This is a genomic window from Modicisalibacter ilicicola DSM 19980, from assembly GCF_900128925.1.
Classification (GTDB): domain Bacteria; phylum Pseudomonadota; class Gammaproteobacteria; order Pseudomonadales; family Halomonadaceae; genus Modicisalibacter; species Modicisalibacter ilicicola.
The window spans coordinates 1-23,057 of the sequence record NZ_FQUJ01000025.1 but is presented as its reverse complement, the minus strand read 5'-3'; the positions used below and the strand labels follow the sequence as shown (position 1 = coordinate 23,057).

The following is a 23,057-nucleotide window of genomic DNA, read 5'->3' as shown; positions in this document are numbered from 1 at the left end:
CGGAGACCATGCCGACGCCGGTCGATAGCAGCAGCCCCTATCGGCAATGGGAGACGTTGATGAGCGATTCAATCGCCTCGACGCTGGAACTGGCCGGCACGACTCGCGATAGCGTTTTCGAGATGGCATTTGGAACGCTCTATGCCGGGCCCTGGGCAGGTATGGCATGGGTAAAGACAAGCAACGATTGAGAGAAAGATCTTCATTCACGAAAGGTCGGGAGGCCTACCATGCATCAGGAACATCGTCTTGGCGTCAGCGAAGCCAACCTAGTTACTCGGAAACTGAAGCTCGAGCCCTGCAGCCAACGAGAGCTCGAGATAGCGCTCCAGGAAATCGATCAGCTTTATGGACTCGACAGCGTGGCTTTCGATGAAAATAAGCGAATGCTTCGTCTGGCTTACGATGCATCGCGTATTTGTATCGAATGCGTCGAAGAGGTTCTGACAAGACATTCGATCGACATCAGCCACGGCTGGTGGAACCGCTTCAAGGAAGATCACTACCGGTTCGTCGACCAAAACATCAAGGACAATGCCGCCAAGGATCCCTGGAGTTGTCATTGATCCTTGTCTCGTCCAAGACAGAGCAATCGTTTATCAGGAGGTCAGTCAATGTCGACGATGCCAGCCATTCTGGTGGTCAACTGTGGCTCATCCAGTCTGAAGTTTGCCGTGTTTGGTCTGGCTAATGGCCTCAACCGTCAGTGGTGGGGAGCGGCCAGTGGCATCGGTACCGAGCAGGGACGGCTTCGCGTGATGGAAGCCCGGGGGCAAGTACTCGCAAATAGCGATGTGCGGCTCGCGGATCATGCGGCGGCCATCGCCCACCTCGGCGAGGTCCTGCATCAGCAAGGCGAAGGACTCCACCTGGTGGGTATCGGCCATCGAGTGGTTCATGGTGGGCCGGACTGCGACTGTTCGCAGCGCGTCGACGACGCGCTGCTACGCCGCCTAGAAACGCTGATCCCGCTGGCCCCGCTGCATCTGCCGCACAACCTGGCCGGCATCACCGCCATGCGTGCGCATTTCCCCGATGTGCCCCAACTCGCCTGCTTCGATACGGTGTTCCATCATGGCCTACCCGCGGTCGCCCGACACACCGGGCTGCCGCGCGAGTACGAGGCCCAGGGCGTGCGTCGCTATGGCTTTCACGGGCTCTCCTACGAATTCATCGTCGAGAACCTGGTGCGTCGCCACGGCCCTGCGGCACTTTACGAACGTCTGATCGTCGCTCACCTGGGCAATGGTGCTTCCCTGGCAGCCATTCGCGGTGGGCACAGCGTCGAGACGACGATGGGGTTCAGCGCCCTTGGCGGCATGCCCATGGGGACCCGCAGCGGCGATCTGGATCCCGGCATCCTACTGTATCTAGCCGGGCAGCAGGGGCTCGATCCCCAGGCGTTACAGACGCTGCTCTACCGGCGCTCCGGTTTGCTGGGTCTCTCCGGCGTCAGCGCCGATATGCGCGAACTTTTAGCGCGCCGTAATGACATCCCGGAGGCCGCCCAGGCGATCGACTTCTTCTGCCATCGTGCCCGCCTCTTCATCGGTGCCCTGAGCGCCGCGCTCGGTGGACTGGACCGGCTGATCTTCACCGGCGGCATCGGCGCGAACGCGCCGGCCATCCGCATGCAGATCTGCGATGGCCTGGCGTACCTCGGCGTCACGCTGGACCCGCAGCGCAACCGCGAGTCGGAGCCGCTGATCTCCGCCGCCGATGGTTCGGTCCAGGTGGAAGCCGTGACCACCGATGAAGAACTGATGATCGCCACGCACGTGCAGCGCTTGTATGGCGACAGACGGGAGGACACATGACTCACAGAGCAGTTCAACGACTTGCCACGCTCGATGACCTGGTTCAACAGGCCCGGGACGGGGACCCGATCCGGGTCGCCGTGGTCAACGCGGCCCAGGCCTCGGTGCTGGAAACGCTTCACGACGCGGTGCGACTCGGGATCGCCGAGCCCCTGCTGATCGGGCGTTCGGCCGAGATCGCCGAGGTTGCGTCGGCACTCGGCTGGGACATCGACCCGGCATCGGTGATCGAGGCCGGCTCGGAGGCCGATGCCGCCCGCCGTGGGGTGGAACTCGTGCACAGCGGCCATGCCGATGCGCTGATGAAGGGGCACATCCACACCGATGCGTTCATGCGTGCCCTACTCGATGGTGAACGCGGCCTGCGTCAGCCCGGTAGCCGCGTCAGCCACGCCTTTCTGGTAGACATACCCAATTGCCCACGCCTGCTCGCCATCAGCGATGCGGCGGTGAATATCATGCCGGACCTCAACGCCAAGGCACAGATCCTGCGGAACGCCATCGCGCTGATGCAGATGGTCGGCGTCGAGACGCCCCGGGCGGCGGTGATCTCGGCGGTAGAGACCGTCAACCCGGCGCTCCCCTCCACCCTGGACGCCGCCTGTCTGACGCTGATGGCCCGGCGCGGACAGATCACCGGCGCCGAGGTCGATGGCCCGCTGGCTTTCGACAACGCGGTCTCCGAGCATGCGGCTCGGGAGAAAGGTATCGACTCCCCGGTGGCGGGCCAGGCGGACATCCTGCTGATGCCGGACCTGGTCTCCGGCAACGTCCTGGCGAAGAACCTGGAGTACCACTCCGGCGCCACCGCGGCGGGCGTGGTCATGGGGCTGATGGTGCCGGTGGTGCTGAGCTCTCGGGCCGACCCGCCCAAGGCACGCCTGGCGGGGTTGGGGGTCGCGGCCTTGATGTACCGGGCGGGCATCCGCCTGCCGGCCCCAACCGTACCGGAGACGGAATCCGCTTTCCACTGCGCGCCGCAGCCCGAGTCGGCCTGCTGCCCCAAGGAGGTGTGCTGATGGACGCCACCGTCAAGACGAACGATGCCACCACCAAGGCGAATACCACCGACGCGTCGACAACGACCGCATCAAAAGCGACCGTCGACCAACAGCTGAACGCGATGATCGGCATGCTCTCCGGCGGTCTGTCACCTAGCGCCGTCCAGCAGGCCTGGTGGGACTGGGCACAGCATCTCGCCGCCTCACTGGACACGCAGGCCAGGCTTGCCAAAAAGGCGGCCCGCCAGTGGCAGCGCTTCCGGGCCTACTCCGAGCGAGCTTGCCAAGACCCCGGGTGCGAACGCTGCATCGAGCCGCTGCCCCAGGACAAGCGCTTTCGTGGCGACGCCTGGCAACGGTGGCCCTTCAACGCCCTCTACCAGGGCTTCCTGCTGCAGCAGCAGTGGTGCCACGCGGCGACCACCGGCGTGCCGGGGGTCTCGCGCCATCACGAGGCGATGGTGACCTTCGGCGCCCGGCAGTGCCTCGACGTGTTCTCGCCGTCGAACTACCTCGCCACCAATCCGGAGCTGATCGAGCAGACGCTGCGCGAGGGTGGCGCCAACCTGGTCCGAGGCGCCGCCAACTTCCTGGAGGACTGGCAACGCCAGCTGGCGGGGCAAGGCCCGGCGGGGGTGGAGGACTATCGGGTCGGCCAGGAGGTGGCGGTGACGCCGGGCCAGGTGGTCTACCGCAACCGGCTCATCGAGCTGATCCAGTACGCCCCCGCCACGCAGGAGGTCCATGCCGAGCCGGTACTGATCGTGCCGGCCTGGATCATGAAGTACTACATCCTCGACCTCTCCCCGGAGAACTCCCTGGTGCGGTATCTGGTGAGCAAGGGCCACACGGTGTTCGTCGTCTCCTGGAAGAACCCGGGTAGCGACGAGCGGGACCTGGGCATGGCCGACTATCGCCGGCTAGGCGTCATGGCGGCGCTGGACGCGGTGACGGCCATCTACCCGGCACAGCGTATCCATGGGGTGGGCTACTGCCTGGGCGGGACCCTGCTGTCGATCGCCGCCGCCGCCATGGGCCGGGACGGGGACGAGCGCCTCGCCAGCCTCACGCTGTTGGCCGCGCAGACCGACTTCAGCGAGGCCGGCGAGCTGATGCTGTTCATCGACGAGGACCAGGTGCGCCTTCTCGAGGACATCATGGCCGTGAAGGGCTATCTGGACACCCGGCAGATGGCCGGGGCCTTCCAGCTACTGCGTTCCAAGGACCTGATCTGGTCGGCGATGGTGCGCAGCTACCTGGCCGGCGAGCGCCCCCCGATATTCGACCTGATGGCCTGGAACGCCGACGGCACGCGGATGCCGGCGCGTATGCACAGCGAGTACCTGCGCAAGCTGTTCCTCGACAACGATCTCGCCGGCGGGCGTTACAGCGTCGACGGCCGCCCCGTGTCCCTGACCGATATCCGTATCCCCGTGTTCGCCGTCAGCACTCGGAAGGATCACGTCGCCCCCTGGCGCTCGGTCTACAAGATCCAGTGGCTGACCCGGACGGAGGTGACCTTCGTGCTTTCCAGCGGCGGGCACAACGCGGGCATCGTCAGCCCGCCCGACCACCCCCGTCGCGTTCACCAGATCTCGACCATCCACCAGGGGGAGCCGTTCGTGGACCCGGATGGCTGGCAGGCCGAGGCGCTGCACCACGAGGGCTCCTGGTGGCCCTGCTGGCAGGGCTGGCTGGAGACGCACAGCGGCGAGCGCGTCCCGGCCCGGGAGCCCGGCGCGACGGCAGGCTACCCGGCCCTGAATGAGGCCCCGGGGCGTTATGTCCTGGAGCAGTGAGCCCGTCCCACGGGCCTGGAAGGGGGTCGGTGCAATCGAAGACCCCCAGAGCAGCCGTGCCGAAGGGCGCGGCCAAAGCCATAGTCAGCGAGGTAAGCAACCATGAAGGAATCCAACGTCGTTCTCTGCGCCCCGGTGCGCACGGCCATCGGCACCTACGGTGGCACACTCAAGGGCATGCCGGCACCCGAGCTCGGTGCTACCGCCATCGCCGAGAGCCTGCGCCGCTCGGGCTTGGCCCCCGAGGACGTGCAGAGCGTGGTGCTGGGTCAGGTGGTCCAGGCCGGCGCCAAGATGAACCCGGCGCGCCAGGCCGCGATCCATGCCGGCTTGCCGGTGTCGGTGCCGGCGATGACGGTCAACCGGGTCTGCGGCTCCGGCGCCCAAGCCGTGGCCAGCGCCGCCCAGGAGGTGATGCTCGGGCATCTCGACTGTGCCATCGCCGGCGGAATGGAGAATATGGACCTCGCGCCCTACCTGGATCTCGCCGGACGCTGGGGCCATCGCATGGGCAATGCCGAAATCTACGACAGCATGCTGCGCGACGGGCTCAATGATGCCTTCTCCGATCAGCACTCGGGGTGGCACACCGAGGATCTGGTCAGCCGCTTCGGCATCAGCCGCGAGGATCAGGACCGCTGGGCGGCGCGCAGCCAGCAGCGCTTCAGCGAGGCGCAGGCGGCAGGACGCTTCGACGTCGAGATCGTGCCGCTCGAAATCAAATCCCGCAAGGGCACGGTGGCCTTCGAACGTGACGAGCACAATCGTCCGGACGCCACCGCCGAGGGCCTCGGCAAACTCAGGCCGGCCTTCCGCAAGGACGGCACCATCACCGCCGGCAACGCCCCGGGGCTGAACACGGGCGCGGCGGCGATGATCGTCGCTGATCGCGCCTGGGCGGAACGCCATGACCTCGAGCCCATGGCGCGGCTAGTGAGCTACGGTATCGGCGCCGTCGAGCCCGGCTACTTTGGCCTTGGCCCGGTGCCGGCGGTGCAACAGGCACTGGCACGTGCCGGCTGGAGCATGGGTGATATCGAGCGCATCGAGATCAACGAGGCCTTCGCGGCCATCGCCCTTGCTCTGACCCGGGAGCTCGGGCTAGCCGAGGACATCGTCAACGTGGAAGGCGGCGCGATCGCCCACGGCCATCCCATCGGCGCCACCGGTGCGGTGCTGACCACCCGGCTGTTGCACGCCATGGTCCGAGATGACGTGCGCCGCGGCGTGGTCACCTTGTGCATCGGTGGCGGCCAGGGGGTGGCGCTGGCGCTGGAGCGCCTAGCGTAACCGCGAATCAACCCGTACGCGCGGCTCGCTATGAAAGTGCCGAGCCGCGCCACTCAAGGAGGCAACATCATGAAAGCACTCGTCTATCATGGTCCTGGCCAGCGTCGCTGGGAGGACAAACCGCGCCCAGGCATCACCAAGCCCACGGATGCGGTGGTGCGCATTACCCATACCACCATCTGCGGCACCGACCTGCACATCCTCAAGGGCGACGTACCCGCCGTGGAGGATGGTCGTATCCTCGGCCACGAGGGCGTCGGCGTCGTCGAGGAGGTCGGCGACGGCGTGAGCCATATTCAGGTCGGCGATGAGGTGCTGATTTCCTGCATCACCTCGTGTGGCCGCTGCGACTATTGCAAGCGGGGTCTCTATGCCCACTGCCGCGACGGCGGCTGGATCCTCGGTCACCTGATCGACGGCACCCAGGCCGAGTACGTGCGTATCCCGCACGCGGACAACAGCCTGCACCGTTTACCCAAGGACATGGACCGCGCCGCGGCGGTAATGCTCAGCGACATTCTGCCTACCGGTCATGAGATCGGCGCCCTGAACGGCGAGGTGGGGCTCGGCGACACGGTGGCCATCGTCGGCGCCGGCCCCATCGGCCTGGCAGCGCTGATGACCTCCCGCTTCTACTCCCCGGCGCGGATCATCATGGTCGACCCGGACGAGAACCGCCTGGCCATGGCGAAGCAATTGGGCGCCACCGACACCATCGCCCGGGAGCCGATCGATGCCATCGACGAGCTGACCAATGGCGAAGGCGTGGACGTGGCCATGGAAGCGGTAGGCATTCCCGAAACCTTCGACATCTGCCAGCGCATCGTCCGCCCGGGGGGGCATATCGCCAACATCGGCGTACACGGCAAGAGCGTCGAGTTCCGCCTACAGGATCTGTGGATCAAGAATGTCACGGTGCGTACCGGCCTAGTGAACACCAACACGACTCCGGTGCTGATGCGCATCGTCGAGGCCGGTGGCGTCGAGCCCGCGGGTTTGGTGACCCACCGCTTCAAGCTCGACGACATCGAGAAGGCCTACGATATCTTCAGCGAAGCGGCGAAGGAGCAGGCCATCAAGATGCTGCTGACCGCCGAGTGATGCTCACCCTCATCGGAAATGACGGTCACTTCGAGGCCGCTGAATATCGATCATGCGAATAAGGAGCACAAGCATGGAGTTGAAAGGCAAGACGATCGCGATCACCGGCGCCGCCCAGGGGCTTGGTCGAGCCATGGCGGTACACCTCGCACAATGCGGTGCACAGCCCGCCCTGCTGGACAGGGATGAGGAGGGCCTGCGGCAGACCCACGCCGCTTGTGGGCAAGCAGGAGCGCGCAGTCGGTACTATCCCGTGGATATCACCGAGGAAACCCAGGTGGAAGCGTGTTTCCAGGCGTTGGCGAATGATTTCGGCACACTGGATGGGGTGATCAACAACGCCGGCATTACCCAGGATGGCCTGCTGGTCAAGGCCAAGGACGGCCAGGTCGTCAAAAAGATGTCATTGGCGGACTGGGACGCGGTCTCGCATATCGATATGCGTGGCGTCTTTCTGTGCGCCCGAGAGGCGACGGCGCGCATGATCGAGGCCCGAGCGGATGACACCGCCCGCCAATTCCCTGGGCTGATCCTTAACATTTCGAGTATCAGCCGTGCGGGCAATATCGGGCAGACCAACTACTCGGCGGCAAAGTCGGGGGTGGATGCGATGACCGTCACCTGGGCCAAGGAGCTCGCCCGCCACAACATCCGTGTCGCCGCCATCGCTCCAGGATTCTTCCGCACGGCCATGGTCGAGGCAATGCCCGACAAGATCCTCGACAAGCTGCGGGCCCAGATCCCGCTGGGACGGCTCGGCGATCCTGAAGAGGTCGCGCACGCGGCGCAGTTCATCTTCGAAAACGACTACTTCAATGGCCGCATCCTGGCGTTGGATGGCGGGCTGCGTTTGTAGACGGGGGCGCAGCAAGAAGGCGTGGTTCTGACTTATAAAGGAGTGAACAGCAATGAAACGCGAACGCGTGGAGCAAAAGTCTTTCGTGGATCCGGTTTGCGGCATGCAGGTCAGCTACAAGACCGCCGCCGCGGAGTCCGACTATCACGGTAAACACTATTACTTCTGTGCGACGGCCTGCCGCGAACAGTTCGACGCGGATCCCGCGCGCTATGTTCGTACGCACCGCCAGCATGGGTCGAGACGTGGGTGAACGTCGAGGCCCTTCAGCCGTGATCCAGGCCCCGACCGTCTGCGCCGATCCCACGCACCGGGAGCCCGTGACCGTGATCGGCGCGGGCCCCGCCGGGCTGGCCTGCGCCATCGTTCTGGCGCGCGACGGGCAGCGCGTGATCGTGCACGAGCGCCGCGGCCGCGTTGGCGCCCGCTTCCACGGCGACTTCCAGGGGCTCGAGAGCTGGAGCGACGGCATCGATGTACTCGATGAGCTCACGAGTGCGGGAATCCGGCCCAGCTTCGAGCATCATGCCATCTCTCGGGTCACGGCCTTCGATGGCTGGGGCGGTCGCCACGAGGTTCGCTCGGACAAGCCGTTGTACTACCTGGTGCGGCGTGGGTCGGGAACGGATACGCTGGATCACGCGCTGTTCGAACAGGCCCAGGCCAGCGGCGTGGAGGTAAGGCTGTCCTCTCCCATCAAGAGTACTTCCGGCCCCGCCGTCGTGGCCACGGGGCCGGTGCTCGCCAACGTCATGGCGGTGGGCTACCTGTTCGAGACCACCATGCCGGACGGCCAGTGGGCCTGCTTCAGCGACCGCCTGGCGCCGGGCGGCTACGCCTACCTGCTGGTGCGGAATGGCCAGGGTACCGTCGCCACCTGTCTGTTCCGGGAGTTCACCCATAGCGACGCGTTCCTGGCGCGCACGATCGCCTTCTTTATTGAGCATGCCGGGCTGGACATGCGCGCCGCGCGTCCTTTCGGTGGGGTCGGCAACTATGGACCGCCCTGCCGGGGCGAGCACGAGGGACGCCTGCTGGTGGGCGAGCATGCGGGCTTTCAGGATGCACTGGCGGGCTTCGGCATGCGTTATGCCCTGCGCTCGGGCGTCCTGGCCGCGCGCAGCCTGCTGGAGGGTAGCGATTACGACTCGCTGTGGCGACGCTCGCTGCTGCCGGCCATCCGCCAGGGCATCGGCAACCGACTGCTGTACGCGAAGGTCGGTGACCGAGGACGACGGGCCATGTTTCGCCGGCTGGCGGCGGGAGATGCGCGCCCGATGCTCGCCAAGCTATACCGCCCGAGCCTGTTGGGCCGGGTCCTGTACCCATTCGCGCGACGCCACGGACGCATACCCCAGCACGATCCGGACTGCTGCGACAACGCCTGCACCTGCCTGCGTTGCCTGTGCGGGCGTCATATCAACTCGGGGGCCGCCGCGTCGCGGCAGGATCCTCGGCCGCTGGAATTCTAGGGAGATAGAAAACAAACATGGAAACCATTGACATGAAAGGACGCAAGGGCTTGGTCGTGGGCATCGCCAACGAACATAGCCTGGCCTGGTCGGCCGCCCGGCATTTTCGCCATGCCGGCGCGGAGTTGGCGCTTACCTATCTCAACGACAAGGCCCGTCCCCATGTCGAGCCGCTGGCCCGGGAGGTGGATGCCGGGCTCTTGCTGCCCTGCGACGTGACGGTGCCGGGGCAGCTGGAGGCGGTGATCGAGGCGATCCGCCAGCGCTGGGGGCGGCTGGACTTCCTCATGCACGCCATCGCCTGGGCCCGCAAGGAGGAGCTGCACGGACGCCTCACGGACTGCTCGGCGGAGGGCTTCGCGGAGTCGATGCTGGTGTCCTGCCACTCGCTGATCCGCATGGCCCAGTTGGCCGAGCCGTTGATGGACCGGGGCGGCAGCCTCATGACGCTGAGCTACGTCGGTGCCGAGAAGGTCGTCGATCACTACAACGTCATGGGGCCCGTCAAGGCCGCGCTGGAGGCCTCGGTGCGCTACCTGGCCCACGAACTGGGCCCCCGCAACATCCGCGTCAACGCGCTCTCCGCCGGTACGGTCAAGACCCGGGCGGCCTCCGGTATCGAGCATTTCGACGAACTGCTCAACGAGTCCGCGAAGCGGGCGCCGCTGCGCCGCACCGTGGAGGCCGACGAGGTCGGTCGCACCGCGCTGGTGTTGGCCAGCGACTACACCACGGCGATCACCGGCGAGGTGCTCTACGTCGACGCCGGCTTTCATGCCGCCGGCATGGTATTTCACTGAGTCATGACATTTCACTGCAACTAGCAAGGAGGCTTCCATGATGTTGTCGGCATTTCTCAGCCGCATCGTTCGGGTCGGAGAGCTCACGGTGATAACGCCGTCCGGGCGGCGGCAGCGTTTCGGGCCGGGTGGCGCGCCCGCGGTCACGGTGCGGCTCCACCACCGGGCGCTCTATCGCAAACTGATCATGAACCCCGATCTGTATCTGGGCGAGGCCTACATGGACGGGACCTTGACCGTGGAGGAGGGGAGCCTGCGCGACTTGCTCGAGCTCTGCACCGCCAACGGCGAGGCTCTCGATAGCCATCCGATTCAGCGGGTGCGGCGGCGGCTCGGCCGGCCCCTGCGTTATCTGCAGCAGTACAATCCGCTCGGCCGCTCGCGCGCGAATGTCGCCCATCATTACGATCTCTCGGCCGAGCTGTTCGATCTATTCCTCGACCGGGATCGCCAGTATTCCTGCGCCTATTTCCCGGACGGCAACGAGAGCCTCGAGCAGGCGCAGGAGAAAAAGAAGCGCCATATCGCCGCCAAGCTGTTGTTGCAGCCGGACATGCGCGTGCTCGATATCGGCTCGGGCTGGGGCGGCCTCGCCCTGCATATCGCCGAGAGCGCCGGGGCCCGTGTCAAGGGGATCACCCTCTCCGAGGAGCAGTTGAAGGTCGCCCAGCAGCGGGCGGTGCGCTCCGGGCTGGCCGAGCGTGCGCGCTTCGAGCTGCTCGACTACCGAGCGGAGCGCGAGGTCTACGACCGGATCGTCTCGGTCGGCATGTTCGAGCACGTCGGGGTGTCGCACTATGGGGGGGTTCTTCCGCACCCTGAAGGGCCTGCTCAAGCCCGACGGCGTCGCCCTGATCCATGCCATCGGGCGCATGGAGCCGCCGGGGCAAACCAATCCCTGGCTGCGCAAGTACATCTTCCCGGGCGGCTATTGCCCCGCGCTCTCGGAGGTGCTGGCCGCGGTGGAAAAGGCCGGCCTGTGGGTAACGGACATCGAGGTGCTGCGCCTCGACTATGCGGAGACGCTGCGGGAGTGGGCGCGACGCTTCGCGGCCAACCGCGAGCAGGTGCGTGCATTCTACGACGAACGCTTCTGTCGCATGTGGGAATTCTACCTGAACATGTGCGAGATGGCCTTTCGCAACGGACCGATAATGGTCTTCCAGATCCAGCTCGCACGCCAGCGGGACGCCGTTCCCCCGCACCGGAACTACATCGCGGATTGGGAGCGTGCCCTGGAAAACCGCGCCAACAACGAAATTGTGTGAGCGGACCGGGTCGAAAGATGGCGTCCCCGTTGGCACCGAGCTCAACGGGCTCCGAATAATAGGGAGGCCGCTCCTATGCAAGCCGTGAAACGTATCATCGTCGCCGCGTCGGCCCTCCTCGTGCTCGCCGGCGCCGCCGGCCTCGGCTGGAAATATCTCGACTGGAAATATGAGGGCGATTTGCACGAGGACCACGATCGCCTGGAGCTGCTGGGCAATGTCGACGTGCGACAGGTCAATCTGGCGTTCAAGGTCCCGGGGCGGATAGCCGCGCTCACCCAGGAGGAGGGCGACGCCGTCGCGGCGGGACAGGTCGTCGCGTCCCTCGAGCGGGATGACTTCGACGACGAGGTCCGCCTGGCCCAGGCACGGGTCGAGCGCCAAGCGGCCGCACTCGCCGCGCTGGAAGCCGGCACGCGGTCGGCGGAGATCGACCAGGTGCGCGCCCTGGTCGCGCAGCGTCGGGCGGCGCTGCGCCTCGCCCAAGCCACCCTAGACCGCCAACAGGCGCTGGCGGCACGCAACGTCGCCTCGCATCAGATCCATGACGAAGCGCAGGCGCGCCTCGACGAAGCCCGGGCCCAGCTGCGTGCCACCATGAAAACCCTGGAGCTGGCGGAGGCCGGGCCGCGCCGGGAAGACATCGACCAGGCCCGCGCCCAGCTCAATGCCGATCTGGCCGCACTCAGCCTTGCGCAGCGACGCCTTACCGATGCAACCCTGATCGCACCCAATGACGGGGTCATCCTCACGCGCGTGCGCGAGCCCGGCGCCATCGTGGCGCCGGGTGAGACGATCTACACCCTGACCTTGACCTCGTCGGTCTGGGTCCGCACCTATGTGAGCGAACCCGAACTTGGCCACGTCCGTCCAGGCATGCCGGCCGAGATCCGCACCGACTCCGGCGGGGTCTATCGAGGGCAGGTCGGCTTCATCTCGCCGCGCGCCGAATTCACACCCAAGACCGTGGAGACCCGCGAGCTCAGAACCAGCCTCGTCTATCGGCTGCGGGTGATCGTCGAGGATCCGGACGACGGCCTCAGGCAGGGCATGCCGGTGACGGTGATCCTGCAACCAAATCAGGAGGCTGAATCATGACCGAAACTCTTGTCCGGATCGATGGGGTCACAAAACGCTTCCTTGAAAATGGAACACCCGCCGTCGAGGCGCTGACCGCTCAAATCAAGTCCGGCCAGGTCACTGGTCTGGTCGGGCCCGACGGCGCCGGCAAGACCACGCTCCTGCGCCTCATCGCCGGCCTACTTCTGATTGATGATGGCACCCTCCGCGTTTGTGGCTTCGATCCGAAGACACACGCCGCTCCCCTGCACCGCGTCGTCGCCTACATGCCCCAGCGTTTCGGCCTCTACGAGGATATGTCGGTGATCGAAAATCTCGAACTCTACGCCGACTTGCGCTCGGTAATCGGGACTGAACGGGATGAAGCCTTCGCGCGGCTGCTGTCGTTCACTGGGCTCGAGTCCTTCACCGGACGACTCGCCGGAGCGCTCTCCGGCGGCATGAAGCAGAAGCTCGGCCTCGCCTGCGCGCTGATCAAGCGGCCCCGGTTGCTGCTGCTCGACGAACCGAGCGTCGGGGTCGATCCCCTCTCGCGGCGCGAGCTCTGGCGCCTGGTCTACGAACTTGTTGATCAAGACATTGGTGTGGTCTGGAGCACCGCCTATCTCGACGAAGCCGAACGCTGCGCCTCGGTGCTGCTGTTGAGTGAAGGCAAAGCGCTGTACCAGGGGCCGCCCCAGGCACTGACCCGAAGCCTTGAGGGACGAACCTTCCAGGTTCGAAACATAAGTGGCGAGCGCCGCGCCGTGCTGGCTCGCGCTTTGGAACGGCCCGCCGTGATCGACGGCGTCATCCAGGGACGCAGCGTCCGGCTGGTGGTCGGCAAGGGCGGCGTTGCGCCAGCGCCGGGCGACATCGGCGCCGGGCCCGAGGCGGTGATAGCAGCGGTGCCCCCGCGCTTCGAGGACGCCTTCATGGACCTGCTCGGCGGCGGCCCGCGGGGTCGATCGCCGTTTGCGGACGCCTATGCATCCCGGGAACATCCTATCGACAGCGTCGTCGAGGCCCAGGATCTCACCCGCCGTTTTGGCACCTTTACCGCCGCCGACGGGATCCATTTCCGGGTCAAGCGGGGCGAGATCTTCGGGTTGATCGGGCCCAACGGCGCCGGCAAGTCGACGATCTTCAAGATGCTGTGCGGGCTGTTGCGGCCGACGTCCGGGACGGCCCGTGTCGTCGGGCTCGATCTCGCCAAGGCTCCGAGCGAGGCGCGGGCACGGCTCGGCTACATGGCGCAGAAGTTCTCGCTCTACGGCGATCTGAGCGTACGACAGAATCTGGAATTCTTCGCCGGCGTCTACGGACTCGGCGGCCGCCGGCGCCGCGACGCCCTGAAACGCATGGTCGAGACCTTCGCCCTCGGCCCCCATCTCGATGTCGACGCCAGCACCCTGCCGCTGGGCTTCAAGCAGCGGCTGGCGCTTGCCTGCGCGGTGATGCATGACCCCGACGTGCTGTTTCTCGACGAGCCCACCTCCGGCGTCGACCCCCGAACCCGGCGCGAATTCTGGTCACACATTAATGCCATGGTGGCGAACGGTGTCACCGTTATGGTGACCACGCACTTCCTTGACGAGGCGGAGTATTGCGATCGCACGGCGCTGGTCTATCGCGGTCGCATCATCGCCACCGGCGCGCCGGATGATCTGAAGGAGCGGGCTCGCGGTGCAGGCCGATCCGATCCGACCCTCGAGGATGCCTTCATCGCCCTGGTTGAAGCCGATGACCGCGAGAGTCTGGCATGAACGCGGACGTCTCAGCAGGCAAACAGAAGCTTCGCCGGGTTCTCGGCATTGTGCGCAAGGAGACCCGCCAGGCCTGGCGCGATCCCAGCAGCATCCTGGTGGCCGTCGTGCTACCGCTGATTCTGCTGTTCCTGTTTGGTTACGGCGTCACCTTCGACCCGCGCTTCTTCACGGTCGGGTTGGTGGTCGAACAGCCGACCCCCGAGAGCGGCAGCTTCACCGCAGCGCTCTCCCAGTCACCCTATTTCAGAATTGAAACCGCGCGCGATCGCCGCACCTTCGAGGCGGCTCTCGTCGCTGGCGACATCCACGGTATCGTCGTGCTGCCGGCCGACTTCGCCGAGCAGGCGTATCGCGGCGAGAGCGCACCGATTCAGGTCATCGTCGATGGCAGCGACCCCAACACCGCCGATCTGGTGGGCAATTACTTAGGGCTGCTGTGGGCGAACTGGCTCGAGCAGGAGTCGGTTAGTCGGGCCCAGCCCCTGCTGCCCATGGCCGTCGAGCTCCAGCCGCAGGTTTGGTTCAACCCGGAGGCCTCGAGCCGCCACTACCTGGTACCCGGTTCTATCGCCATCATTCTCACCATGATCGGTGCGTTGTTGACGGCGCTCGTGATCGCCCGTGAGTGGGAGCGCGGCACCATGGAGGCGCTGCTCGCCACCCCCATCGAAATTCCCGAGCTCCTGGTCGGTAAGCTGGTGCCCTATTTCCTGCTCGGCATGGGCTCGATGGCGCTGTCGGTCGCCACTGCCGTGCTCCTGTTCGGCGTACCCTTTCGCGGCTCCTTCGCGCTGCTCACGCTGGTCTCGGCAGTCTTCCTGTTGGCCGCCCTGGGTCAGGGGCTCTTGATCTCGACGGTGACCCGCAACCAGCTCGTCGCGGCGCAGGTCTCCATTCTGTCGGCTTTTCTGCCGGCCTTCTACTTCTCGAACTTCGTGTTCGAGATCGATAGCATGCCCTGGGCCCTGCAGCTCATCAGCTACGCGGTGCCGGCCCGCTACTTCGTTTCGACGCTGCAGACACTGTTCCTCGCCGGTGACATCTGGAGTGTGATCCTGCCCGACCTGCTGGGGCTCGCGGCAATCGCCGCCGGCTTTTTTACCCTGACCGCTATCACCACGCGCAGACGGCTGGAATAGGTCATGTGGCGACGCATCCTGGCACTGATCACAAAGGAGCTGCTGGCCAGCGTCCGCGACCGGCAGACGCGCTGGGTGGTGCTGTTCTCGCCGCCATTTCTGCTGCTGATCTACGCTTTCGCCATCACCCAGGAAGTCACGAACGTCTCCATGGCGGTTCTCAATCAGGACTTGGGGCGGGAAGCCCGCGAACTCGTCAGCCGCTTCGAAGGGGCCGAGACTTTCGAACGCATTCACTATCTGACGGGCGTGGCCGAGATCGCGCCGGCAATCGAGTCCCAGGACGTGATCATGGTCCTCCACCTCGGGCCGGACTTCTCGCGTCGGATCGCCGCCGGGGAGCGCGCCGAGGTTCAACTGCTGCTCGACGGTCGGCGCACCAACGCGGCGCAGATCCTGCTGGGCTATGCCACGCGCATCGTCGCGCGTTTCAACGAAACACTGAGCAAAGGCGGCGCGCGCCCGCCGACGAGGGTGATCACGCGGGCCTGGTTCAACCCTAATGCCGAACCGCTGTGGTCGGCCGTCCCCGCCCTTTTCGCGGTCCTGACCGCAATGGTCGGCTTCATGGTCTCGGCGCTGGCCGTCGCCCGCGAACGGGAACTCGGCACCTTTGAGCAGCTGCTGGTCTCGCCGCTCCAGCCGGTCGAGATCCTCGTCGGCAAGACGGTACCGGCGCTGCTCATCGCCCTCACCAGTGCCAGCGCCATGCTCGCACTCGGTTGGGTCGTGCTCGACGTGCCGCTGAGGGGCTCGCTGATCGGGCTGTTTGCCGGTATGACCGTGTATCTCGCCGCCATCATCGGCATCGGGCTGTTCATCTCATCACTCGCCTCGACCCAGCAGCAGGCTGTCATCGGACTGCTGCTCTACCTGGTGCCGGCCGTACTGCTGTCCGGCTACGCGACCCCGGTGGAAAATATGCCCGACTGGCTGCAGTGGCTCAGCACCATCAACCCGATCACCCACTTCATCGCCATCTGCAAGGGCGTATTCTTGAGGGCCGTGCCGGCGGAGGTCATCCTCCGTCATATCTGGCCGATGGCGCTGATCGCGACCACCACGCTCTCGGCCGGGACCTGGCTGTTCCGGCGACGCACCACCTAGCAGCCTGTCGGACTTTCCCTCGCAACGAGCGGTCAAGTCCGACAGGTTGCCTCAAGCGCGTGTTCAAGATCGACATCGAAGCCTATGGGAAGGCACCAGGTTTACGGTGCCTGGGATTCCTCCAGGTAGCGGAAGAAGTCCGAATCGGCGCTCAGCATGATGGTGCTGTTCTGCCCCAACGCCCGGTAGCTTTCCAGCGTGCGGAAGAACGAGTAAAACTCGGGATCGGCACCAAACGCCTCGCCGTAGATACCGGTGGCCTCGGCGTCGGCGTTGCCGCGGATTTCCTCGGCTTTGCGAGCCGCCTCGGAGCGAATGCGCTGAAGATCGCGCTCCATGTTGCCCAGGATTTCCTGGCTGCGGCCCATGCCTTCGGAGCGGAATCGCTCGGCGATCGACTGACGCTCGGCGATCATCCGGCTTTCGACCTGCTTGCGCACCGAGTCGATGTAGTTGACCCGCTTGATGCGCACGTCGTCGAGCTCGATGCCCAGCCGCGGCATGGAATCCTGGGCGCGGGCGAGAATTTCCTGCTCCAGCCGTTCGCGTCCCAGCTTGGGCTGCTTCTCCAGGTTCACGTCGGCGCGTTCGGCCAGTGCGGGGTCGTCGAGTGCGTCGACATCCACGGCCCAGTCCTTGGAGCGCACGATTTCCTCGAGCTCGGTCGACGAGACCATGTCGCGCACCACCGAGTCGATGATGTCGTCGAGCCGGGTGCGTGCACCGGCTTCGTCGCGCACGCTGGTCAAAAACAGCAGCGGATCGGTGATCCGCCAGCGCGCCGTGGTATCGACCAGGATGAACTCGCGGCCACGCGTCGGAATCTGGGTGACCTCACCGTCCCAGACCAGCAGGCGCTTGTCGAAGTAACGGACCTGCTGCCAGGGCAGCTTGACCTTGAGCCCGGGCTCGCTGATCACGTCGCCGATGGGCTCGCCGAACTGGACGATGATGGCCTGCTCGGCCTCGTCGACGGTATAGAACACGAAGTTTCCGGCTGCGATCAGCACGACCGCGACGATTGCGATGAGTATCGATTTCATTCGTCATCTCCAGCGTTGCGGGCGCGGCGGTTGACATCAAGTAGCGGCAGCGGGCTCACCTGGCCGTCCTGGACGACCAGCACCTGGCCGATGTTGGGCAGCACCTCGTTGATGGTTTCCAGGTACAGCCTGGAACGGGTCACCTCGGGGGCCTGCAGGTACTCGGTGAGCACTGCGGAGAAGCGCGTGCTTTCGCCCAGCGCCCGGTTGACGCGCTCGGTGGCATAGCCCTCGGCCTCGGCGACGGCGCGCAGGGCCGCACCCTCGGCGTTGGGAATTTCCTGATTGACGCGCTTCTGCGCCTCGTTGATCGTGCGTTCGCGCTCCTGGCGGGCCTCGTTGACCTCGTTGAACGCCGGCTGCACGGCCGGCGGCGGCACCACGTCCTGCATCTCCACGGTGTTGATCCGGATGCCAGCGTTGTAACCGTCCATGATCTCCTGGATCTCGCCGCCCGCCTTCTGCTGGATTTCGACGCGCCCGACCGTGAGCACCTCGGAGCCGAGCATGTTGCCGACGATGCGGCGCATCACGGATTCGGAGATATCGCGCAGCGTGCGGGTCGACTCGCGCATTTCGTACAGGAACTCGATCGGGTCGTCGATGCGGTACTGGACCACCCATTCGACGTCGATCATGTTCAGGTCGCCGGTAAGCATCAGCGACTCGTCCTCGAGTTGCTGACTGCTGTAGGTGGTACTGCCGCCGGCGCGAGTGTCCTGGGTGCGGAAACCGAATTCCTGCTTGAGCACCCGCTCGGTGGCCACGCGCTGCACCTGATCGATGCCGAACGGGATCTTGAAGTGCAGGCCCGGGTCGGTGATGCCGACGACCGCGCCGAAACGCTTGACCACGGCCCGTTCCTCGGGCTGGACGGTATAGAACGCGCTGAACGCGCCCCAGATCACCAGCACCAGTATGGCGACGCCGATGATGCCCTTGCCCAAAGGCCGGCCGGTGATGACCTTGTTGAACAACTCGGCCAGGTCCGGCGGACCTTGCCGGCCGCGACCGTTTGAACCTGCGGATTGAATCATGTCTTGCTCCGTTGAAGCCGATCATACCAGCCTAACGGTTTCCGCCCGGCCGGAACAGTCGGCAGACGGGATTCAGTGCGATGGATTTCAAAACCATCTCTTGCGAAGACGCCAGGACGCATCCGGGTTAGTCCGTTGGCCGGGGATCCGGTGCACTGCGGCTGAGCAGGGTGGCGAATGGCCGCAACGCGGGGATATGGTCAAAAACAATCACGATCGTGGCGGTGAGCAGCACTCCGATCAGCATGCCAGCCAAGCCCCAGACCCAGCCCCAGAAAACGATGGAAACAAGCACCACCAGTGGTGAGATGGCCAGACTACGGCCTGTCAAGCGGGGGTCGACAACATTGCCCAGCAATTGCTGGATGACGATCAATCCGGCGATCGTCACCAGCGCCCACCCGGGCCCGAACTGCAGCAAGGCAATGACTGTCGCCGGGATCACGGCGATGGTGGAGCCGATATAGGGGATGTAATTGAGCAGAAAAATAACGATCCCCCACAACAGTGCGAAATCCACCCCGAGCAGCCACAGCCACAGGCCGCTGATCGCTCCGGTGATCGCGCCGATCAGGGTTTTGACCACGAGAAACCGGCGCACCTGCTCGGACGCGGTGGCAATCGTTGCCAGGATGGTCTGCATGCGGGTTTCACTGAGGCCGGCGGTCATTGTTTTCCGCCATTCACCGGCCTCGATCAGCATCAGCAGCACCAGAAAGAACACCAGCAGCAACATGGCCATCAATAGCCACAAATAGCCAAATCCTGATGTCATCAAACCCAGCGCCGGCCCATACAGATTGCGAAGTGGCTCGGTGAGGATGTCGGCGTGCATCGCGTGGCGCTCGGCGAGCGCTTGTAACTGCGCCCAGAGTTGCTGGGCGGCCGCGGCATAAGTCGGCGCCTTGGCCAGTATCATGCTCAGACTGAACCACACGCTCGCCACCAGCACACCGAGCACGGCAAGCAAAACGCTCATGCACACCACAACGCTCAGCCAGCGCAACGGCCGCGGTAACCAAGCATCAAGCCGGCCCTGCAGCGGCCGTAGGATGAGCGTGACGAAAAACGCCAGCGTCAGTGGCATGGTGACCACATAAGTCGCCTTGAGCGCCCATCCCACCAAAATAACCGTGATCACTGTCAACAGAATGACTATGGTCTGACGTCCGGGATCCACGTTGGCAGCAGCATCACGCATACGCCCCCCTCATTTATCACGGAGCTCACCGGCGGCTCGCCTACAACCAGCACCCCTAATCCCGCGATTGTGTCAGCCAGGATATAGAAAAAACTCGTGAGATGAGTAAGGTAAAAGAATGCGAAGCCTTACCGCTCACCTCATCGCCAACGAGCAACGAGGTTTGATCCGATAGTTTCACAAACTGTGCTGCCCTTCAAGATCATCGCGTCCACCGACGAGACGCTGACGGTCTAGGTGGCCTTGGTGTTATTCGGCGAGTATTGTCATGTGCTGGGCGATGGCTGCGTCGAATGGGCACGGGGCCCGGACATCCAGGCCGACCACCATCACGACCACATTGGCCAGCATGGTAATCAGCAGCAGGATCTCGATGCGCTTGCCTTGCCGAGACCGGAGCATGCCGAAGCCCAGCCCGAACAGGGGGCTTTTGACATCGCGGAACCCTTCCTCGATCTACATGCGCTGGCGGTAGATCTTCACCACCATCTCTGCCCGCCTGGCGCGATCCGATAGGTTGCTGACCAGCACCCAAGGTGCCTTCTGTCGCCGGGCAATTTGCCGGCTGCCACCGTCTTGGGAGACCCAGCCCCGCGTGTTGTGATGTTTGCGCCCTTGCGGCGGGCGATGATAGAGTCCCGGCTGGGTGGTGAGCGGGTTGCTTTCTGGACGGAGCCCAGCGCACGCGGTACCGAGGTCGCTTGTTTGTGGGGCATGGACGACGACGGCTCCTGAACTATTCAATTCCCAGATAAGGCTTCCACTTGCTGGAAGGTTAATAGGGTCGCAATATTTGCCATCCTGCCTTTGACCTTCCCATGCTGGAAGGCCTCACCCCCAATTGAAATTCGAAGGAGATAGTTATGATCAGATTGAACGTTCCGAAGATGAGCTGCGGGCACTGTACCGCTGCAATCGAGAAGGCGATCAAGGCGATCGATCCGACCGCCAAGGTTTCGTGTGATCTCGGGACGCACAATGTAGAAGTGGAAAGTTTTCTGAGCGAACGGGCCTTGTCCGAAGCAATCCGCGATGCCGGTTATGATGTGAAAACTCCGGCATCGACCTGACACAGAAAATGGCGTCGGCGACCCGACACCATCTCAACACGTCATCTGATGGACGAGACCGTTCGCAGTCCCGGACATTTTCGACAAGTGCCTCCAGTTGCTCCTGTTCGACAAGCCCCGGAACAAGGACATCGCCAATCACAAATGACGCATCATCGGCGCGTTCTTGCAGACCCATTGGTGCCCGGTGGAACTCCTCGTATTTGCCCTGTCGCCTTGTGGCGAATGCAGCCTTGGCCGCAAATACCGAACTGTCGCGGCTTGATGAACCTCCTGCACGTCCGCGCTGCTGAAGTTGCAGGCGAGGCCCGGGAATGCTAGATGTGGGCTATGAGTCTTGCCAGCGAAAAACCGGGTGGGTCTGTACTTAGCGGCATGCCGCTAAGTACGCAAGTCGACGCCGCCACTTGCGTTCCAGAACTTCGGGAGGGCCGGGGCACAATCCAACTTTTCGTAGAAGGTGATACTCTCTACGATGCAATGATTGCAGCGATTGAAAACGCTAGACGCGATATCCGCATGGAATCATATATATTTGCGGCCGATGAGGTCGGAGCGCGCTTCGTGACCGCACTCGCGGCCAAAGCACGCGGCGGACTTGACGTGCGGCTGCATCTTGACGCGTTCGGTGCTGGCCAGCGGAGCTTCCACAACCTTCAGCGCGAACTCGAAGGCAGCGGGGTTCAGTTCCGGTGGTTTAGGCCGTTTCGCACCCGACACCCGCTGCAATACCTCCAGCGTAACCACCGCAAGCTGCTGGTCGTGGACGGCCGGGAAGTATTCCTGGGCGGCTTCAATATTCGCCGCCTGAACTCGCGCCGACTGCACGGAGCGAGGCGTCAACGTGACACCCACGTGCGCGTTTCCGGCCCGCTCGCAACGCTTGCCATTGGACATTTCGACCGGCTCTGGCACGATGCACACCAGCTCCCGGCAAGCGCCATTCCCAAAGACCCCAAAAACATGGAGGCGTTGCTGGTGGCGAGCTACTCGCGTCACTGCCAACACCGTCTTGCCTGTCTGCATGCCGGACTGATCGCGAAGGCCCAGACTCACATCTACCTGACGTCGCCTTATTTTGGACCGGGAATCATGGTCGACCAGGCACTGCAGGCCGCTGCGGCCCGCGGTGTGGACGTGCGGCTGTTGGTGCCCCGCAAGGGTGATCCGCTGGTTGCGAGCTGGGCAACGAAAGCATCCTATGCGCCGCTACTGGCCGCAGGAGTGCGGATTTATGAGTATTTACCACGTCAATTGCACGCCAAGACCTTGGTCATCGACGCAACCTGGGCGGTCGTCGGCTCCGCAAACCTCGATTACCTGAGCTTGTTCGTCAACCAGGAACTCGTGCTGATCGCACGCGATCGAACCCTGACCGAGCAACTGCAGGCCCAATACATAGAGGACCTTGCAGAGTCAGAGGAAATCACCCTTTCCGTCTGGCGCCGTCGCGGCTGGGGCGCACGCGGCCTCGAAGCGATCGGCCGGACAGCGCGACTGCTGCTGTAAGCGGCATCGCCAGCTTGTGAGCACATAGACCCCAGCCGCGTCGCGTAGCGCCAACATTTGCTGGCGTGGTGTGCCGATCAGGCCGTAGTCCATCCCGTCGTAGCCGGCGTAACCCCCAGCATAACCGCCGGGCGCCAACACTCCGAAACCGGCGCGGGCCAATTCGGCCTCGAACGCCAGGAGGTCGCTCTAGCATTGCTGGACCTCCTGTCCCTCGGAAACAGTTGCGTCGGGAAGCGTTTCAACATTCGCCGCTCGCGCGGCGAATGGGAGACTCGCCACCGAAACGATCATCGTAGATAAAAAGGTCGGGTCGAGTAATCGCCCGGTCTACCCGACCCACACTTTTTTAGTAAAGGCAGTAGCAATGTATTGGGAGGACAGGGCAATGAGTTAAGCTCATGTCTTGTGTATGGAGGGAAGAAGAGAGGGTGGCGTATCCTGCTGATTGATCACGCCAGATCACAACCAGCATAGGATGGATACGCCATGACCAATTCTACTCTCCAAGCCGTGACGCAGCCAGACGCCGGCGTTACCGATCCGTTGCATGAGCTGTTGCGCAAAGGGGCCCGAGACCTGATCGCCAAGGCCGTGGAGGCGGAGTTGAGCACCTTCCTCGAGCAATACGCCGATAAGACGCTGGAAGACGGCCGCCGCGCCGTGGTGCGCAACGGCTATCTTCCCGAGCGCACGGTACAGACCGGCATCGGCGACGT

At 64.3% G+C, this 23,057-nt stretch carries 22 protein-coding genes and 2 pseudogenes; 20 read left to right on the top strand and 4 right to left on the bottom strand.

The features are described from left to right. From BUA41_RS19405 to BUA41_RS17985, 17 genes and pseudogenes are all read left to right on the top strand, one after another. Positions 1-191 (top strand): hypothetical protein (locus BUA41_RS19405; protein ID WP_217652844.1); only part of this gene is annotated, 191 nt, incomplete at its 5' end. Positions 192-230: 39 nt separating this feature from the next. Further along, entirely contained in the window at positions 231-566 is a 336-nt protein-coding gene (locus tag BUA41_RS18055) for a hypothetical protein (RefSeq protein WP_035557720.1), read from the top strand. Between the two features lie 48 nt (positions 567-614). Continuing rightward, positions 615-1,817 carry an acetate/propionate family kinase gene (locus BUA41_RS18050; RefSeq protein ID WP_227370332.1) on the top strand — a complete coding sequence of 401 codons (1,203 nt, stop codon included), beginning with the start codon at positions 615-617 and terminating at the stop codon, positions 1,815-1,817. Next, positions 1,814-2,836, top strand: coding sequence for a bifunctional enoyl-CoA hydratase/phosphate acetyltransferase (locus BUA41_RS18045; RefSeq protein WP_072825522.1), 1,023 nt, complete (start codon positions 1,814-1,816; stop codon positions 2,834-2,836). Before BUA41_RS18050 ends, BUA41_RS18045 begins: the two co-directional genes overlap by 4 nt. Next, positions 2,836-4,617: a PHA/PHB synthase family protein gene (locus BUA41_RS18040; RefSeq protein WP_084671823.1), complete on the top strand. Its 1,782-nt coding sequence runs from the start codon at positions 2,836-2,838 to the stop codon at positions 4,615-4,617. Before BUA41_RS18045 ends, BUA41_RS18040 begins: the two co-directional genes overlap by 1 nt. Before the next feature lie 102 nt (positions 4,618-4,719). After that, positions 4,720-5,907, top strand: coding sequence for a thiolase family protein (locus BUA41_RS18035; protein ID WP_072825520.1), 1,188 nt, complete (start codon positions 4,720-4,722; stop codon positions 5,905-5,907). Positions 5,908-5,976: 69 nt separating this feature from the next. Beyond that, a complete protein-coding gene (locus BUA41_RS18030) occupies positions 5,977-7,008 on the top strand; it encodes a zinc-dependent alcohol dehydrogenase family protein (RefSeq protein ID WP_023004656.1) in 1,032 nt (343 codons plus the stop codon). A gap of 73 nt (positions 7,009-7,081) precedes the next feature. Next, positions 7,082-7,864 carry an SDR family oxidoreductase gene (locus BUA41_RS18025; RefSeq protein ID WP_072825518.1) on the top strand — a complete coding sequence of 261 codons (783 nt, stop codon included), beginning with the start codon at positions 7,082-7,084 and terminating at the stop codon, positions 7,862-7,864. 52 nt (positions 7,865-7,916) lie between these two features. Further along, the gene (locus BUA41_RS18020) at positions 7,917-8,117 is read left to right on the top strand and encodes a YHS domain-containing protein (protein WP_023004654.1); all 201 of its coding nucleotides are present in this window, start codon (positions 7,917-7,919) and stop codon (positions 8,115-8,117) included. Between the two features lie 19 nt (positions 8,118-8,136). After that, positions 8,137-9,336 carry an NAD(P)/FAD-dependent oxidoreductase gene (locus BUA41_RS18015; RefSeq protein ID WP_175547009.1) on the top strand — a complete coding sequence of 400 codons (1,200 nt, stop codon included), beginning with the start codon at positions 8,137-8,139 and terminating at the stop codon, positions 9,334-9,336. Positions 9,337-9,353: 17 nt separating this feature from the next. After that, a complete protein-coding gene (gene fabI, locus BUA41_RS18010; RefSeq protein WP_072825514.1) occupies positions 9,354-10,136 on the top strand; it encodes an enoyl-ACP reductase FabI in 783 nt (260 codons plus the stop codon). A 37-nt stretch (positions 10,137-10,173) separates the two neighbouring features. Beyond that, positions 10,174-10,875: pseudogene (locus BUA41_RS19785) on the top strand (SAM-dependent methyltransferase); the annotation flags it as partial. Positions 10,876-10,933: 58 nt separating this feature from the next. Then, complete coding sequence (locus BUA41_RS19635; RefSeq protein WP_281247863.1) at positions 10,934-11,404, top strand: class I SAM-dependent methyltransferase; 471 nt, start codon at positions 10,934-10,936, stop codon at positions 11,402-11,404. 75 nt (positions 11,405-11,479) lie between these two features. Continuing rightward, positions 11,480-12,502, top strand: a complete 1,023-nt coding sequence (locus BUA41_RS18000; RefSeq protein WP_072825512.1) for an HlyD family secretion protein — start codon at positions 11,480-11,482, stop codon at positions 12,500-12,502. Beyond that, the gene (locus BUA41_RS17995) at positions 12,499-14,229 is read left to right on the top strand and encodes an ATP-binding cassette domain-containing protein (protein ID WP_072825510.1); all 1,731 of its coding nucleotides are present in this window, start codon (positions 12,499-12,501) and stop codon (positions 14,227-14,229) included. The genes BUA41_RS18000 and BUA41_RS17995 overlap by 4 nt, the downstream gene beginning before the upstream one ends. Further along, the gene (locus BUA41_RS17990; RefSeq protein WP_072825508.1) at positions 14,226-15,371 is read left to right on the top strand and encodes an ABC transporter permease; all 1,146 of its coding nucleotides are present in this window, start codon (positions 14,226-14,228) and stop codon (positions 15,369-15,371) included. Before BUA41_RS17995 ends, BUA41_RS17990 begins: the two co-directional genes overlap by 4 nt. Before the next feature lie 3 nt (positions 15,372-15,374). Next, the gene (locus BUA41_RS17985) at positions 15,375-16,478 is read left to right on the top strand and encodes an ABC transporter permease (RefSeq protein WP_072825506.1); all 1,104 of its coding nucleotides are present in this window, start codon (positions 15,375-15,377) and stop codon (positions 16,476-16,478) included. Positions 16,479-16,579: 101 nt separating this feature from the next. On the opposite strand, the gene hflC is transcribed toward BUA41_RS17985, so the two are convergent. The 4 genes from hflC to BUA41_RS19340 form a co-directional block, all read right to left on the bottom strand. Continuing rightward, on the bottom strand, positions 16,580-17,521 hold the full coding sequence (hflC, locus tag BUA41_RS17980; protein WP_072825504.1) for a protease modulator HflC: 942 nt from the start codon (positions 17,519-17,521) through the stop codon (positions 16,580-16,582). Continuing rightward, a complete protein-coding gene (hflK, locus tag BUA41_RS17975; protein WP_072825503.1) occupies positions 17,518-18,558 on the bottom strand; it encodes an FtsH protease activity modulator HflK in 1,041 nt (346 codons plus the stop codon). The genes hflC and hflK overlap by 4 nt, the downstream gene beginning before the upstream one ends. A gap of 127 nt (positions 18,559-18,685) precedes the next feature. Further along, on the bottom strand, positions 18,686-19,759 hold the full coding sequence (locus BUA41_RS17970; protein WP_072825501.1) for an AI-2E family transporter: 1,074 nt from the start codon (positions 19,757-19,759) through the stop codon (positions 18,686-18,688). A gap of 249 nt (positions 19,760-20,008) precedes the next feature. Then, positions 20,009-20,161 carry a hypothetical protein gene (locus BUA41_RS19340; protein WP_175547008.1) on the bottom strand — a complete coding sequence of 51 codons (153 nt, stop codon included), beginning with the start codon at positions 20,159-20,161 and terminating at the stop codon, positions 20,009-20,011. Positions 20,162-20,622: 461 nt separating this feature from the next. Here BUA41_RS19340 and BUA41_RS17965 point away from each other — a divergent pair, with 461 nt between their 5' ends. From BUA41_RS17965 to BUA41_RS17955, 3 genes and pseudogenes are all read left to right on the top strand, one after another. Continuing rightward, a complete protein-coding gene (locus BUA41_RS17965) occupies positions 20,623-20,829 on the top strand; it encodes a heavy-metal-associated domain-containing protein (RefSeq protein WP_072825499.1) in 207 nt (68 codons plus the stop codon). Between the two features lie 321 nt (positions 20,830-21,150). Beyond that, positions 21,151-22,338: a phospholipase D-like domain-containing protein gene (locus BUA41_RS17960; RefSeq protein WP_084671819.1), complete on the top strand. Its 1,188-nt coding sequence runs from the start codon at positions 21,151-21,153 to the stop codon at positions 22,336-22,338. A gap of 489 nt (positions 22,339-22,827) precedes the next feature. After that, positions 22,828-23,057 (top strand): annotated as a pseudogene (locus tag BUA41_RS17955) (IS256 family transposase); the annotation flags it as partial.